The 14549-nt window shown below is 63.8% G+C and carries 7 protein-coding genes; 5 read left to right on the top strand and 2 right to left on the bottom strand.

The features are described from left to right. Window positions 1-9: 9 nt before the first annotated feature. From D0Y96_RS19335 to D0Y96_RS19315, 5 genes are all read left to right on the top strand, one after another. Window positions 10-1449 carry a flotillin family protein gene (locus tag D0Y96_RS19335; RefSeq protein ID WP_117303491.1) on the top strand — a complete coding sequence of 480 codons (1440 nt, stop codon included), beginning with the start codon at window positions 10-12 and terminating at the stop codon, window positions 1447-1449. 66 nt (window positions 1450-1515) lie between these two features. Further along, window positions 1516-2190, top strand: coding sequence for a PspA/IM30 family protein (locus D0Y96_RS19330; protein ID WP_117303349.1), 675 nt, complete (start codon window positions 1516-1518; stop codon window positions 2188-2190). Between the two features lie 147 nt (window positions 2191-2337). Beyond that, on the top strand, window positions 2338-3801 hold the full coding sequence (locus D0Y96_RS19325) for an RNB domain-containing ribonuclease (protein WP_117303347.1): 1464 nt from the start codon (window positions 2338-2340) through the stop codon (window positions 3799-3801). 18 nt (window positions 3802-3819) lie between these two features. Continuing rightward, entirely contained in the window at window positions 3820-6429 is a 2610-nt protein-coding gene (locus tag D0Y96_RS19320; protein WP_117303345.1) for an AMP-binding protein, read from the top strand. A 402-nt stretch (window positions 6430-6831) separates the two neighbouring features. After that, window positions 6832-9588 (top strand): TonB-dependent receptor, encoded by a 2757-nt coding sequence (locus D0Y96_RS19315; RefSeq protein WP_158562504.1) that lies wholly within the window; start codon window positions 6832-6834, stop codon window positions 9586-9588. A 138-nt stretch (window positions 9589-9726) separates the two neighbouring features. Here the strand turns inward: D0Y96_RS19315 and D0Y96_RS19310 are convergent, their stop codons facing one another. Further along, entirely contained in the window at window positions 9727-11100 is a 1374-nt protein-coding gene (locus tag D0Y96_RS19310) for a DUF3300 domain-containing protein (protein ID WP_158562503.1), read from the bottom strand. Window positions 11101-11417: 317 nt separating this feature from the next. Beyond that, window positions 11418-14342: an IPT/TIG domain-containing protein gene (locus D0Y96_RS19305; protein ID WP_158562502.1), complete on the bottom strand. Its 2925-nt coding sequence runs from the start codon at window positions 14340-14342 to the stop codon at window positions 11418-11420. Between the last annotated feature and the right edge of the window lie 207 nt (window positions 14343-14549).

The following is a 14549-nucleotide window of genomic DNA, read 5'->3' as shown; positions in this document are numbered from 1 at the left end:
CAGGATGTTATGACGAACACCATTGTTGTCATTGTCGGACTCGGCCTGCTGGTGCTGATACTTCTGGCGGGCATACTGGCCAGAATGTTCCGCAAAGCCGGACCGAATGAGGCGCTCATCGTCTTCGGCTTTCGCGGACCGCGCGTGATCAAGGGACATGGCACGATCATCTTTCCGATGGTCGAGAACTGCCGCGAGCTGTCGCTCGAGCTGATGTCATTCGACGTGGCTCCGCAGCAGGATCTGTACACGAAGCAGGGCGTGGCGGTCACCGTCGAAGCCGTGGCGCAGATCAAAGTGCGCAGCGATCAGGAGTCGATCCTGACCGCGGCGGAGCAGTTCCTCACCAAAACGCCGCCGCAGCGCGAAGGGCTGATCCGGCTGGTGATGGAAGGCCATTTGCGCGGCATCATCGGCCAGCTCACGGTCGAGCAGATCGTGAAGGAGCCGGAGATGGTGGCCGACCGCATGCGTTCCACCTGCGCGGACGATATGAGCAAGATGGGGCTCGAAGTGGTCTCGTTCACCATCAAGGAGGTTCGCGACAAGAACGAGTACATCACCAACATGGGCCGTCCTGACATTGCCCGCATCAAGAGAGACGCGGACGTGGCCGCGGTCGAGGCCGAGCGCGATACGGCGATTCGCCGCGCGAATGCTCTGCGCGAGTCGGCGGTGGCGAAGGCCGCGGCCGATCAGGAGCGGGTGATCGCCGAAACGCAGTCGCTGGCCAAACAGGCGGAGGCGCAGCGCGACCTCGATATCCAGAAGGCGCAGTTCGCCGAGCAGAGCCGCCGCCAGCAGGCGCAGGCCGATAAGGCCTACGAGCTGCAGACGAATGTGATGCAGCAGCAGGTCGTCGCCGAGCAGGTGAAGGTGATGCAGATCGAGAAAGAGCAGCAGATCAAGGTGCAGGATGCGGAAATTCTGCGCCACGAGAAGGAGCTGATCGCCACGGTGCTGAAGGATGCCGAGATTCAGCGTCAGCGCATCGAAGCCCTGGCCGCGGCGGAAAAAGCGCGTCTGACGATGGAAGCCGAGGGCCGCGCCTCCGCGATCCGCACACAGGGCGAGGCGGAAGCGGCGGTCATCTTCCAGAAGGGCGAGGCCGAGGCGAAGGCCATGAACATCAAGGCCGAGGCATACCAGGAGTGGAGCCAGGCCGCGGTGGTCGACAAGCTGATCTCGAGCCTTCCGGATGTGGTGCGCGCGATGTCGGAGCCGCTGGCGAAGGTGGACAAGGTCACCATCGTCTCGACCGGCAGCGACGGCGCGGCGGGCGCGAGCAAGCTCACCGGCGACATGGCAAAGATCGCGGCGCAGGTGCCGGCGCTCTTTGAAGCGCTCTCGGGAATGGATCTGCGTGAGCTGATGTCGAATGTGAAGAGCATGCGTTCGCGGCCGAACGGAGGTTCTGCGAACGGCAGCTCGACGATCGACGGCAAGTAACTTCAACCCGGGCGGAGGGCCTTTCGGCTCTCCGCCTCAATTTTATTTCCGTTAAGGAGGAAGATTATGGCACTCCTCGAACGTGTGGGAACACTGCTTCGGGCCAACCTCAACGATCTGATCGAAAAGGCCGAGGACCCGGAGAAACTGCTGAAGCAGCTTGTGCTCGATATGGAAAATCAGCTGCTCCAGGTAAAGACACAGGTGGCCATCGCCATTGCCGACGAGCACCTGCTCGACAAAAAGCGCAAAGAGCACGAAGAGGCCGCCGCCGAATGGCAGCGCAAGGCCGAGCTTGCGGTGAAGAAGGCGAATGACGACCTGGCGCGCGCCGCGCTGGAGCGCTCGCTGAGCCACAAACAAATGGCTGCCGGCTTTGCGCAGCAGCTTGAAGATCAGAAGGCCGAGGTGGAGACGCTGAAGAACGCGCTGCGCCGACTGCAGCAGAAGCTCGAAGAGACGCGCTCGCGCTGCGAGATGCTGATTGCGCAGCACCGGCGGGCGCGGGTGGTCGGCAGGGCGGCACAGGCGCGGCAGGCCATCGACAACAAAGACCGCGCAGCCGGGATGCAGCGCATGCGTGTGCGCATCGCCGGCAGCGAGGCGAGCAACGCCGCGCACGAAGAGCTGGCGGATGCGGACACGCTCGAGGATCGCTTTGCCGTGCTGGAGCGCGAAGAACAGATCGAGGCGCTGCTTCGCGATCTGAAAGAACAGCATGGACGCGACGCCGCCGTCTGATCCGGAGTGATCCATCGTATTCGCGCAGCGCTGCGGCACACTCGCCACCGCGCTGCCGCATGCGCAAAATTCTCCGCGAACCTTTTCCGCGCCTCCCCTTTTCCCCAGGCGGCGTGATAGTTTTGAGCTTCCTGTCTACAGGTGGTCATGACGAACGGACATTCTCACTTCAACCTGCGGGACGCTGCGCGGCGCTCTCTGATCGAACATGGATTTCAACCCGATTTTCCGGCAGCGGCTCTCGATGAAACTGAACAACTGAAGAGCCATCCGCCGCAGCCTCCGGCTTCGGCACGCGATCTGCGGCACCTTCTGTGGTCTTCGATCGACAACGACACCTCACGCGATCTCGACCAGATCGAATACGCCGAGCGGCTGCCGAACGGCGATCTGCGCGTGATGGTCGCCGTCGCGGATGTGGATCTTTTCGTGACGAAGGGCTCGGCGCTGGACCGCTACGCGCTCGCGGAGACGGCGACGATCTACACCGGCGTCGAGAACTTTTCCATGCTGCCGGAGGCGCTTTCGACGGGCCTCACTTCCCTGCTGGAGCATGAGACGCGCGCGGCCATGGTCGCCGACTTCACGATCGACGCGCATACGTGCATCGCATCGAGCGAGATTTATCCGGCCATCGTTGTCAACAAGGCGCAGCTTGCCTATCCTTCAGTCGGCGCATGGCTGGCCGGCACCGGCCCGGCTCCGAAGAAGGTCGCCGCCTCGGCCGAGCTGCAGGCTCAGCTTCGCCTGCAGCATGAGATTGCGCAGCGTCTGCGGCTGGAACGATACCGGCACGGCGCGCTGAACATCGAGACCATCGAAACGCAGCCGGTGATGATGCACGACGAGGTCGTGGACGTGGCCGCGGAGCTGAAGAATCCGGCGACGGAGCTGATCGAGGACTTTATGATCGCCGCCAACGGCGTGGTGGCGCGCACGCTGGCCGCGAAGGGATTCTCTTCCATTCGCCGCGTGGTGAAGACACCCAGGCGCTGGGACCGCATCGTGGAGCTGGCAAAGCAGCAGGGCGGCAGCCTTCCGGCAACGCCGGATTCAAAGGCGCTGCACGACTTTCTCTGTGAGCGGAAGAAAGCGGACCCCGACCACTTTACCGATCTGTCGCTGGCGGTGGTGAAGCTGCTCGGTCCCGGTGAGTATGTGCTGGAGCGTCCCGGCGATCCGCCCGAGGGGCACTTCGGCCTTGCCGTGCAGGACTACACGCACTCCACCGCGCCCAACCGCCGCTATGCCGATCTGGTGACGCAGCGCCTTCTGAAGGCGATGCTCCAGGGACGGCCCTCGCCCTACTCCGATGACGAGCTGGCTTCGGTGGCCGCGCAGTGCACCCGGATGGAAGACGCCGACCGCAAGGTGGAGCGCGAGATGCAGAAGCGTATCGCCGCGGTTGCGATGAGCCGGCGCGTCGGCGAAACCTTCAGTGCCATCGTCACCGGAGTGAATCAGCACGGCACCTTTGCCCGCGCTCTGGCTCCACATGTGGAGGGCATGGTGGTTCACGGCCAGCAGGGCGTCGATGTTGGTGACAGAATCAGAGTGAAGCTGGTGCGCACCGATCCCTGGCACGGGTTCATCGATTTCGCGCGCATCTGATTTCGCGTCTTACTCTGCATGCGCCCTCATCTGGCAACCCTGATCGACGATTTCCGCCATAACGGCGGGCAGGCGGCGATCGTCTCGCACCGCGGCAACCGCCGCATCGTCACGACCTGGGCGGAGCTGGCCGCGCTGGCCGACAGCTTTGCCGCAGAGCTGATGCGCCGCGGCATCGGCATAGGCGAGCGGGTTGTGCTGTGGGGGCCGAACGGCGCGGAGTGGATGGGCGCGTTCTTCGGCTGCCTGCAGCGCGGAGTGCTGGCCGTACCGCTCGATGCCGCGGGCAGCCTCGACTTTGCGCAGCGCGTGATCGCCGACACCGAGCCGCGCCTGATCGCCGGCGATGGGATGCTGCTGGCTGCGCTGGGCGGCACGACTCCGCTGCTCGACTTCGATGCCGTTGCGGTGCTGCCGCGGTATGCCGGACCCGATCTTCGCGAGCCTGCGCTGTCGCTCGACACGCCGCTGCAGATCCTCTTCACCTCGGGCACAACGGCAGAGCCGAAGGGCGTGGTGCATACGCACCGCAATGTGCTGGCCAGCCTTGCGCCCATCGAGCGTGAGATGCAGAAGTATCGAAAGTATGAGCGCATCGTGCATCCGCTGCGCTTTCTGCACACGCTGCCGCTCAGCCATGTCTTCGGCCAGTTCATGGGATTGTGGATTCCTCCGCTGCTGGCGGCGGAGGTTCACTTCGAGTCACGGCTGCAGGCGCAGCGGCTGCTGGAGCTGTTGCGGCGCGAGCGCATTTCGGTGCTGGCGGCGGTGCCGCGCGTGCCCGACCTGCTGCGCTCGGCGCTGCTGGCGGAGCATCCGGAGCTGGAAGCGCAGTTGAAGGCCGCGCATGGGGAGAAGATCTGGAAGCGATGGTGGCGCTTTCGCAGCATTCATCGCAGATTCGGTTACAAATTCTGGGCATTCGTGTGCGGCGGCGCTTCCCTGCCGCCGGAGCTCGAAGATTGCTGGACGACGCTGGGCTTTGCGCTGATCCAGGGCTACGGCATGACCGAGACCGCCGCGCTCATCACGCTGAACCATCCCTTTAAGCCGGGCAAAGGCACGATAGGCAAAGTGCTACCGGGCCGTGAAGTGCAGATCACCGACGAAGGCGAAGTTCTGGTACGGGGCGAGATGGTCTCCACCGCGACCTGGCAGCAGGGTGCGATGCGAAGGAACGAATCGCCGTGGCTGGCAACCGGCGATCTGGCGAGCCGCGACGAGGAGGGCCAGCTGCGCTTTCTGGGGCGCAGAAACCAGGTCATCGTGACCTCTTCAGGCATGAACATTCACCCCGAGGACGTCGAGGCCGCACTCAGTGCGCAGCCCGGCGTGCAGGCATCGGCGGTGGTGCCGCTGCTGACCGCAAACGGTACCGAGGCCGCGGCGGTGCTGCTCTTTCGCGGACCGGAAGAAGCTGCGCAGCAGGCGGTGATCGCTGCCAATGCGAAGCTGGCCGAGTATCAGCGCATTCGCCACTGGCGTTTGTGGCCGGAGCTGGACCTGCCGCGCACCTCAACCGGCAAGATTCAGCGGCGGCGCGTGACGGAGTGGATGAACGCGCAGCGCCGCGATGGCTCGGGCTCGGATGCATCCGATCCGCTGATGCGCCTGATTGCTTCCATCACCGGCACGCAGGCCGCAAGCTCCGGCGACGACGCGCGCCTGGCGGAGGATCTGGGGCTGGACAGCCTGGGCCGCGTGCAGCTGCAGGCCGAGCTCGAACAGAGGCTGAACCTTACCCTGAGCGACAGCATGCTCGAGCAGGCCGCTACGCTGGGCGATCTGCGACGGCTGCTCGGCATGGGCGCGCCGGCACCGGAAGCTGCACCGGAAAGACAGACTGCGGTTGTGCAGACTGCGGCAAATCAGGCCGGTGCGATGTCCGCGGAACAGCCTGCAGTGCCGCAGCAGACGGTGCGGAAGGATATCTATCCCCGCTGGCCGTGGTCGTGGCCGGTTCGGATACTGCGCGTCGCCTTTATCGAAGCGGTTCTGCGCCCGCTGGTGTGGCTGCTGGCCGCTCCCGGAATCGAGCGCGACGCCACGCTTTCCGTTAAAGGTCCGGTGCTGCTGATTGCCAACCACGTCAGCACCTATGACGTGCCGCTGATTCTGTATGCCCTGCCTGGCCGCATGCGCCGTCGCGTGGCCGCAGCAATGGCCGCCAATATGCTTGCCGACTGGCGGCAGAGGAAGAACCTGGGCCCGCGCGTGCTGAACGTTCTGGGGCCGCCAGTGTGGCTGCTGGTTACGGCGCTCTTCAATGTCTTTCCGCTGCCGCGCTCGGCGGGCTTTCGCCGCAGCTTCGAGCACGCGGGCGAAGCGCTCGATCACGGCTATCACGTGCTGGTCTTTCCGGAGGGCCACCGCACCGCCGGCGGTCTGCAGGCCTTCCGGCCGGGCATCGGCATTCTGGTCGGCGAATCGAAGACGGCTGTGGTTCCGGTGGCGCTGTGCGGGCTGGGTGAGATAAAGCAGGGGCAACGGCGCTGGTTCCGCTCCGGCAGCCTGACGGTGCGCGTCGGCGAGGCACTGCAGTTTGCGCCAGGCCTGAGCCCGGAGGCGATAACTACCCAGTTACAACAGAAGCTGCAGCAAATGCTTTCCCAAAGCGGAAAGGTGTAGGAAAATGAAAGAAGGACAAGGGCTGAGCCGTTCAAGTTATTACTGATTCGGTACGCTCCTGTTCCATTCTGATTACTCCCCCATTACGCAGGTACAGTACACCATTGCGTGTTCCCTTCTGCCTGGAGATTGTTACAAATAAAGCTAATCTCACAAATCACAGGCTCACGGTGCGATACGCCCTGCACCATGAAGCGAAATGACCTCTTTTTATGCCTCACTTTGATATGGATCAGAGAGATCGTACCTTGCGCCCCCTGCACTCTGCGTGCTGAGCCTTCCGCATCTCTCTGAAAAGACTGCCCTGGAGCTTCCCCGACCTGCATGCCAAACCTCTGTCCCGAGAAAATGCCGAACGCCCGTGCGGCCCGTTGCGTGCCGCGGCGGAGCAGGCGCGGCAGTATGACCCGGGCCATGATGCGGGGCTGCAGCTTTCTTCTGTGGGCCGGGCTGCTCTTTACTTTTTGGCTGTGCGCGCCGAAGATCCTGGCGCAGACCACTCCCGGAAATGCTCCGGGAACCGTCTCCGGTACGGTCCTCGATCCCGAAGGCGCGCTGGTCCGGGCGGCGAAGATCGCACTGATCAGCGCGGATCACCTGTCGCAGGCGACGCAGAGCGACGATTTCGGGGTCTTCCGCTTTCCGGACGTGGCGCCGGGCCGGTATACGATCACGGCCCAGGCGACCGGGTTTTCGCTCTTCGCGCTGAGCGATGTGGACGTGCAGCCGGGCCAGAATGTACGTCTGAATCTCCGGATCAGGATTGAGGTGCAGCAGCAGCAGGTGCAGATCTCCGGCCAGACGCTCGATACCAGCCCCGACCAGAACGCCAGCGCCATGATCCTCCGCAGACCGGAGCTTGACACGCTTCCGGACAATCCGCAGGATCTTCAGCTGCAGCTGCAGGTGATGGCCGGCTCCGATCCGGAGTCGCCGACGCAGTTTTACGTCGATGGATTTACTTCGGGCAAGCTGCCGCCCAAGTCGGCGATCCGCGAGATCCGCATCAACGAAAACCCTTACTCGGCGGAGTACGACAAGGTGGGCTTTTCGCGGGTGGAGATCTTCACGAAGCCGGGCACGGAAAAGCTGCACGGCGACCTGTTCCTGCTGGGCAACGATTCGGCGCTGAACTCGCGCAACCCTTATGTTTCCACGCAGCCCTCGTACAGCTCGGTCTATGCGCTGGGCGATGTCAACGGGCCTCTGTCGAAGTTCGCATCATATTTTCTGAGCGTCGAAAGCCAGCGCTACGAGAGCCAGTCGTTCATCCACGCGGTCACCACTCCGGGAGGCGCGGCTTACGATGCCGCCGTGCCGAGTCCGCAGACAGGGCTCGACCTGACGCCGCGCTTCGACTTCCAGGCCGGCAAAGATCAGACCGTCACCGTGCGCTACGAGATCAACCGCGCCACGCAGGACGATCTGCTGTCCAGCTCGTTTTCCCTGCCCTCGCAGGCCATCAGCACGCGCAACGTGCAGCAGACGCTGCAGATCAGCGATACACAGATGTACGGCGCGCACGTCGTCAACGAAACGCGCTTTCAGTACGTGCGCACGCGCAACCATCAGATTGCGGCCAGCAGCTTGCCCACCATCGTGGTGCAGGGCGCCTTCACCGGAGGCGGCAACAATCTGGGGACGGTGATCGACAAACAGGACCAGTACGAGCTGCAGAACTATGCTTCGGTCGCGGCCGGAGCGCACTTCCTCCGCTTCGGCGGCCGCTGGCGCGCCACACGCGACTCCAACGACTCGAATGCGGACTTCAACGGACAGTACATCTTCTCGTCGCTCGACGATTACGCCGCGGGCAAACCATCGCTCTTCAGCCTGACGACGGGACAGTCGAAGATTGCGATTCTGGCGCAGGATCTCGGCCTTTACGCCGAGGACGAGTGGAAGCTGCACCCGAATATGACGCTGGCCTACGGGTTGCGCTTCGAGACGCAGAACCATATCCACGATCACGCGGATTTTGCGCCGCGGCTGTCGTACTCCTGGGCCATCGGCGCGACGGACAAGAAGGCCGCGAGCACGATTCTGCGCGCCGGAGCCGGGATTTTTTATAACCGCTTTACGCCGGACCTGGTGCTTACGGCGGAGCGCCAGAACGGAATCGTCCAGCAGGAGTATCTGGTCGAGAATCCCTCGTATCCGAATTTCCCGCCGCCGAATGGCTCATCCTCGCCGACGATTTACCGCATCGCTCCGCTCCTGCACGCTCCGTACACGGCCGAGGAGAGCATCGAGATCGATGAGACGCTGCGCAAGATTCTGACGCTCTCCGCCACCTGGCAGTATTCGCGCGGGATCGATCTGCTGCTCACGCGCAACATCAACGCGCCGCTGCCCGGCACCTTTCCGGCCAGCCCGGTGCGTCCGCTGGGAACGAACGAAAATATCTACGAGTACGAATCGGAGGGCGCGTCAAAGCGCAACCGCCTGCTGGTGCGCTTCCACCTCACCACCGGGCCGGTGCTGCTGTACGGCTCGTGGACGCTGGGCTGGAACAAGGCTAACACCGCCGGTCCCGCCAGCTTTCCTTCGAACCAGTACGATCTGCACGCCGACTGGGGACGCGCTTCGAACGATATTCGCGCCCAGGGCTATCTGGGAGGCGTGATCAATCTGCCGTGGAGCCTTCAGGCTACGCCCTTTCTCGTGATGCAGTCGGCGACCCCGTTCAATATCACCATCGGGCAGGACCTGAACGGCGACGCGCAGTTCAACGACCGCCCGGCCTTTGCCACCGATCTGAACCGGCCCAGTGTCTACCGCACGCGCTACGGCAACTTCGACGCCGACCCGCTGCCGGGACAGACGATCGTCCCCATCAACTATGCGAACGGGCCGTCGCAGACCATGCTGAACTTTACCCTGCTGCGGAGTATCGGCTTCGGTCCCGCGGTGCAGGACAGCGCTCCGGCAGCGCCTGCAGCCGCCGGCGGCAAAAAGAAAAAGACGCCGGTGGAGAGGAAGTACAATCTGGCGCTCGGCTTCGAGGCGCAGAACATTCTGAATAACGTGAACCCGGCGCCGCCGGTGGGCGTGCTGGAGTCGCCGCTCTTCGGACAATACACGGCGCTCTCTTCGAGCCTGTTCTCGAGCACCGAGGCTAACCGCATCTTCTATCTGAATCTGCGCCTGAGCTTCTGAGGCTTCCGTCTGCGCCTGAGCTTTCAGAGCGCTGCTTTGGGTAACTTCCTGCGCACGCCACAGCCTGCACAGCTTCTTTCGCCGCAAAGAAAAGCGGGGATGGGAGCTCCATCCCCGCTCTGTTGTTCGTGCTGTTTTTTAGCGGTGTCCGCCGTGACCGGCCGGATGGCCGCCGCCGCCGGGGTGTCCACCACCGGGATGGCCACCGCTCGGGTGTCCGCCGCCAGGATGAGCTTCCGGACGAGCCTGCGGATGCGCGCCGCCGGAGGGCCGGCTGAAGTTCTGCTGCGGCCGGTTATAGTTCTGCGCCGGACGAGTCTGCGCAGGCCGGCTGAAGTTCTGGGCCGGGCGCGCATTGTTCTGGCGGAAGCCGTTGTTTACGTTGCCGCGGTTATACGTGTTGCCACGGTTGTAGGTATTGCCGCGATTGTAGGTGTTGCCGCTGTTGCGGTTGAACGTGTTGGTCCGGTTGATCGTGGTGTGGTTGTACACGTTCACGTTGCGGTTGTAGTTCACGGCGTGCATCGACACGTTGCGGTTGAAGGCGCGCGCCTGCGGGTTGCGGTCAAAGCGGCCGTAGTAGCCGTGGTTGATGACCGTCACGCTGCGCGAGACATACGTGGTGTGGTTGAAGAAGACGGCGTGGTTGCCCCATCCGCAGCCCCAGTGTCCCCAGCCCCAGCCCCAGTGCGACCATGCACCGACGACGATTCCAAGACCAAAGCCGATGCCCAGGCCGACTCCGAAGGCGATGCCGCGCGGCGGCGGCGCAACATAGTAGCCATACCAGGGATGAATGACCGGGCCATACACCGCCCAGGGGTTGTAATAAGGCACGTAGACCACCGCGGGATTGACCGGCGCGATCACGATGTTACCCGGCGCGTAGGTCACGGCGATCTGTGAGCCGGTGCGCAGGTTTCCGGAGCTGTATGCCTGCTGACGCATCGCCTGCACCGCGTTCATCACGTCCTGCGGCTGGTTGTAGTAGGCGTTGCCGAGCTGCGAGGTCCAGTCCATGTTGCGGTCGAGGTTCGAAAGCACGGTGGGAAATGCCGTCAGCGCCTTGACGCTGGGGTCCCACGGCATGCCGTCGGCCATCTGCGCGATCTGATCCGGGCTCATGCCCGCATGCTGCTGGGCGAAGCGGTCGGCGTCAGGAATCTGATTGGGAAAAGTTGTGGCGGCCAGAATCTGCGCCACGAGCGCATCGGGATAGAGCGCGATCGGGGCAACGAGCTGATTGAGCTGATCCGGGCTGAGGGCACTGTACTGCTGCGGCGGCGCTCCACCCTGGTCAATCGGCGCATCCTGATCCGGAGGAGGCGGTGGCGCACTCTGTGCAAACGCCGAAAGGTTACCCATGCCCAGCGGAATCATCAGGTAGACCAGAGAAAGCGCAATAGCGCTGCGGCTGAATCTCAGCGCGGACGCGGCTGCGCGGTGTGTCCACAGCCGTGCGCCGAACTCTCCGGCGCGATTCCAAAAACGGTCCGTTTGTTGCTTCATCATCTTCATTTCTGCCCTCATTCTTTCAGGCCATTCGGAGGATGCGTCCTGTGAGCCGCGTCCGGTTCCGATTCCTGTCCCTTGAGACACGGAGTTGCCCCCAGGAGTTGCGTTCCTCCCGATTCTAATGACAAAGAAGACGTCGTGAGGCCCGGAATATTGATTTGAGGCACGAAGGGGAGGTCTGCCGGATTTACCGGCCGGTATTGAAAACAGACCCGCAAAAAGAGCGCCGGAAGATGAATCGACGCTCATCGAACGGTCATGTGGCAGGCGAGCCTCGCATTGCGATTCAGGGATCGCACATCCGGAATCGCCGCTCAGGGATACTGCTCGATCTGAAAGTTCAGCACCGCCGCGTCGCCGGTCACCGCAGTCACGATGAGCCTCTCCGGCTGCCCGTCGTTCGCAGAAGGAACCAGCGTGACGCTGCCGTCGGCAAGCGATGTGAGCTGCACGGTCTGCTGGCCGAGCACGGGCGCGGCAGGACAGCGTCCATGCTGCGGGCAGGGCTCTGTCCAGGCGTAGGTCGTCTCATAAAAGGTGACGACCGCGCCCGCCATGGGATGGCCGATGGCGTCGGTGACCCGAAGCACGACCGGACTGAGGCTCTGCGCGGCGGAGATGTTCTGAGTGGTTCCACTCAGCGCGGCGAGCGCGGCGGTCTGCGTATGCACCGCCAGCACCATGAACTGGGTACAGGTGGAGGAAGCGGTGAGGCAGGCATCCACGGGCACGACGTCTCCCGCGCCGAGCGGGCCGGCTGCGATCTGCGAGCTCACCAGACCGCCGCTGTTACTGACACCGTTCTGCTCGGTCACCGTGGCGCCGATGCCCATCGGCGTCCAGCTCACGCTCTGGCCGGCCACCGGCGCGCCGTTGTTCAGCACCAGGCCCTGCGGATTCCACGTCGTGGTCGCTCCGATGGCGAGGTAGAGATTCGGCGTCACCGCGCTGATCGACGGAGGAGCCACGCCGGTAAACTCAGCCAGCGTGGTTGCGCCGTTGCTGAGCGAGGCGGTGATCTGCGTCAGCGCCGTCGACGCCGCGCTCACCAGCACCGCCGCCGTGCCGTCTTCTCCCGTCACCACGCTGCAGGAAGCGGCTCCGCAGCCAAGCGCAGCCGCGCCTTCGGTCACCCGAAAGGTTACGGTCACGCCGGATGCGGGGATCTGACCGGTCTCATCGAGCGCCCGCACCGTGAACGGCAGAGGCACGCCCATGTCCACGCTGCCCGAGGGCGCGGTCACCACGGCCAGCAGATCGCCGTTCTCCGCCTCGTAGCTCAGGCCATCCTCGATCGCCGCCATGCCCAGCGTCTGCGGATCTTCCACCTCGACCAGCACATTGCCGGTCGTGCCGCCCGAGGCCGGAGCGATGGCGGTGATCTCCGTGGGCGAGACGCTGGTCACCTCTGCCGGATTTCCGTTCACCGTCACGGTCGAGTTCAGATGGAATCCCATGCCCGCAATCAGGATCGGACCGCCTGAGACGGGCAGCCGCGCCGGGCTTACGGTGTCGGCATAGAGCACGCGTCCCCGGTAGAGGTAATCCGGGCGTCCGTCGCCGCGGGCATCCGCGATGCCGAGCCGCACCTCTCCGTCCGCGGTGGTCGCCACCGGCAGAGTGGTCAGGCCGACCACATCGCCGTTCAGAGGCTGCAGCGTGCCGATTGCGGGAAGCGTGCCCGCGTCGGCCGTGCCGTTCCACATCCCCAGAACCAGGCGCGCCTTGTCCTGGGAGTCCTGCCCGCTCGCGTCGAGCGCCTCGCCCTCGATGGTAAATTCGCGATTGGCGCGCGCTCTCCACGCAAACCATACCGTCTGGCCCGGCGCATCGAGCTGCCCCATCCACTCGCCGCCGGCAGCAAGCTGCGATGGCTCCTCTTCGCTGCTCCCGACACCGCGCGAGGTCGCAGTTGTGTCACCGGCCGAATCGTCAATGACGACATCTTCGGTAACCGACGATCCGGCGGTGAGGCCGTGCAGCGTGATCACCGGCATGGTGCCGGAGGGAGTGACCTGCCCGGTCACGTAGGGGCCGACGGAAAACTCCTCCACATACTCGGGATTGATCGGCTCGAAGGTGAGCTGATAGTCCGACGAGGTCACGCCCGAAGGCAGCGCCACATCACTCAGATCGAAGTACCCCTCGAGCGATGGATCGCTGCTGCCGAAGCGGTCGAGGGCATTGCCCTGCGCATCGTCGGGGCCGTTGACCCGGTTGCCGGCGTTGCCCTGGTAGAGCACGCCGCTTACGGCGGTCACCGTGTAGCGGATATCGGGCTCTCCATTGACCAGCGGCCGCAGAACCACGTTGACGCCCTGCATGCCCTGGCCATTTTTGAAGTGAATTGTTCCGGTCACCGAGATCGTGTTGGGTACAGTGAGCTTCTTGCTGATAAAGCTGCCGATGTTCGCTGAAGTGACCGGATACAGGCGGCTGAGAGCAGCCATATCGTCCGGACGAAGGGTCGTCATGTTCGGCATGCACGCATTACCGCTTTCGTCGCAGAGCCTTTCGACCGGATGCATCACCGGCCAGCCCTGCAGACCCTCCGTCGTGATCTGATCGCCGACGAACATCTCTTCGTTCGTCGAAGACCAGTCGAGACCCGCAAGCCGGCCGAAGGCACGCGCGATCTGATACTGAAGATTCGTCAGCTGCGTACTGGTCATGGCGCACAGTCCGTTGATCAGCATGACGCCATGAGCGAGCGTTCCCGCGGTGGAGAAGTTGTCGACGTAAGTAAAGACACTGTCCTTCTGGCAGTCGGAGGGATCGCTCGCTCCCGGCCCGTAAAGCGCATTGATCACCGAGCCGTCTTCGTCATAGACGACGCCGATCTGACGGCTCGTCGCCGTGGAGCGCAGATCCACCGGCATGGTCACCACCCCCGTCGAGGAGACAGTGACGTTGGTTCCGTTCACATCCTCAGCCAGATTGCCGCCTCCCGCGATGTTGAAGGCGGCCGTCGGCACGTTATTCCACAAACGCGCCGAGGCTACCAGAGCATCGGCCTGCGCCTTGGTCACGGTCGGACTCAGATCCCCCAGGTCAAAAAAACAGATGAGCTTTCCCCCGGGGATGATGATCGGATGCCCCATGACGGAGGGACTGAAGTAGCTGGAACCGGCGACCCAGCGCGGCCCTCCGGCCCGGACCCCGGGAGGCATGAAAAGCAGCAGCATGGCGAGGATGGTTCCGGCAATCGCCGCGAACGGCGTTCCCGGCGGCCTCCGCATCTCTCCTGAAACTTCCGGCGTGCCGGAAGCTTCTGAATCGGAAATGCCGGAGTCTGAAAGACCGGAGCCTGAATCCGCCTGCTTCCACCACGCGCACCGCATCGCCCGCCCCTCTGAACGCGCCGGTCCCGGCTGGGAAGCTTCGGACGCCTCGTTCTCCATTTCGGCGGAGAACAGAGAGGACTTGAGTCAGTTTGTGTCGCGGAA

It is taken from the genome of Paracidobacterium acidisoli (assembly GCF_003428625.2).
GTDB lineage: Bacteria > Acidobacteriota > Terriglobia > Terriglobales > Acidobacteriaceae > Paracidobacterium > Paracidobacterium acidisoli.
Note: the sequence above shows the minus strand (reverse complement) of the source record. Positions and strands in the feature narration are given on the sequence as shown.

Bases quoted from the DNA above. Each gene is read 5' to 3' on its own strand.
- D0Y96_RS19320 (WP_117303345.1), top strand. From the start codon at position 3,820: ATGCGCCCTCATCTGGCAACCCTGATCGACGATTTCCGCCATAACGGC.
- D0Y96_RS19305 (WP_158562502.1), bottom strand. From the start codon at position 14,342: ATGCGGAGGCCGCCGGGAACGCCGTTCGCGGCGATTGCCGGAACCATC.
- D0Y96_RS19325 (WP_117303347.1), top strand. From the start codon at position 2,338: ATGACGAACGGACATTCTCACTTCAACCTGCGGGACGCTGCGCGGCGC.
- D0Y96_RS19310 (WP_158562503.1), bottom strand. From the start codon at position 11,100: ATGATGAAGCAACAAACGGACCGTTTTTGGAATCGCGCCGGAGAGTTC.
- D0Y96_RS19315 (WP_158562504.1), top strand. From the start codon at position 6,832: ATGACCCGGGCCATGATGCGGGGCTGCAGCTTTCTTCTGTGGGCCGGG.
- D0Y96_RS19335 (WP_117303491.1), top strand. From the start codon at position 10: ATGACGAACACCATTGTTGTCATTGTCGGACTCGGCCTGCTGGTGCTG.
- D0Y96_RS19330 (WP_117303349.1), top strand. From the start codon at position 1,516: ATGGCACTCCTCGAACGTGTGGGAACACTGCTTCGGGCCAACCTCAAC.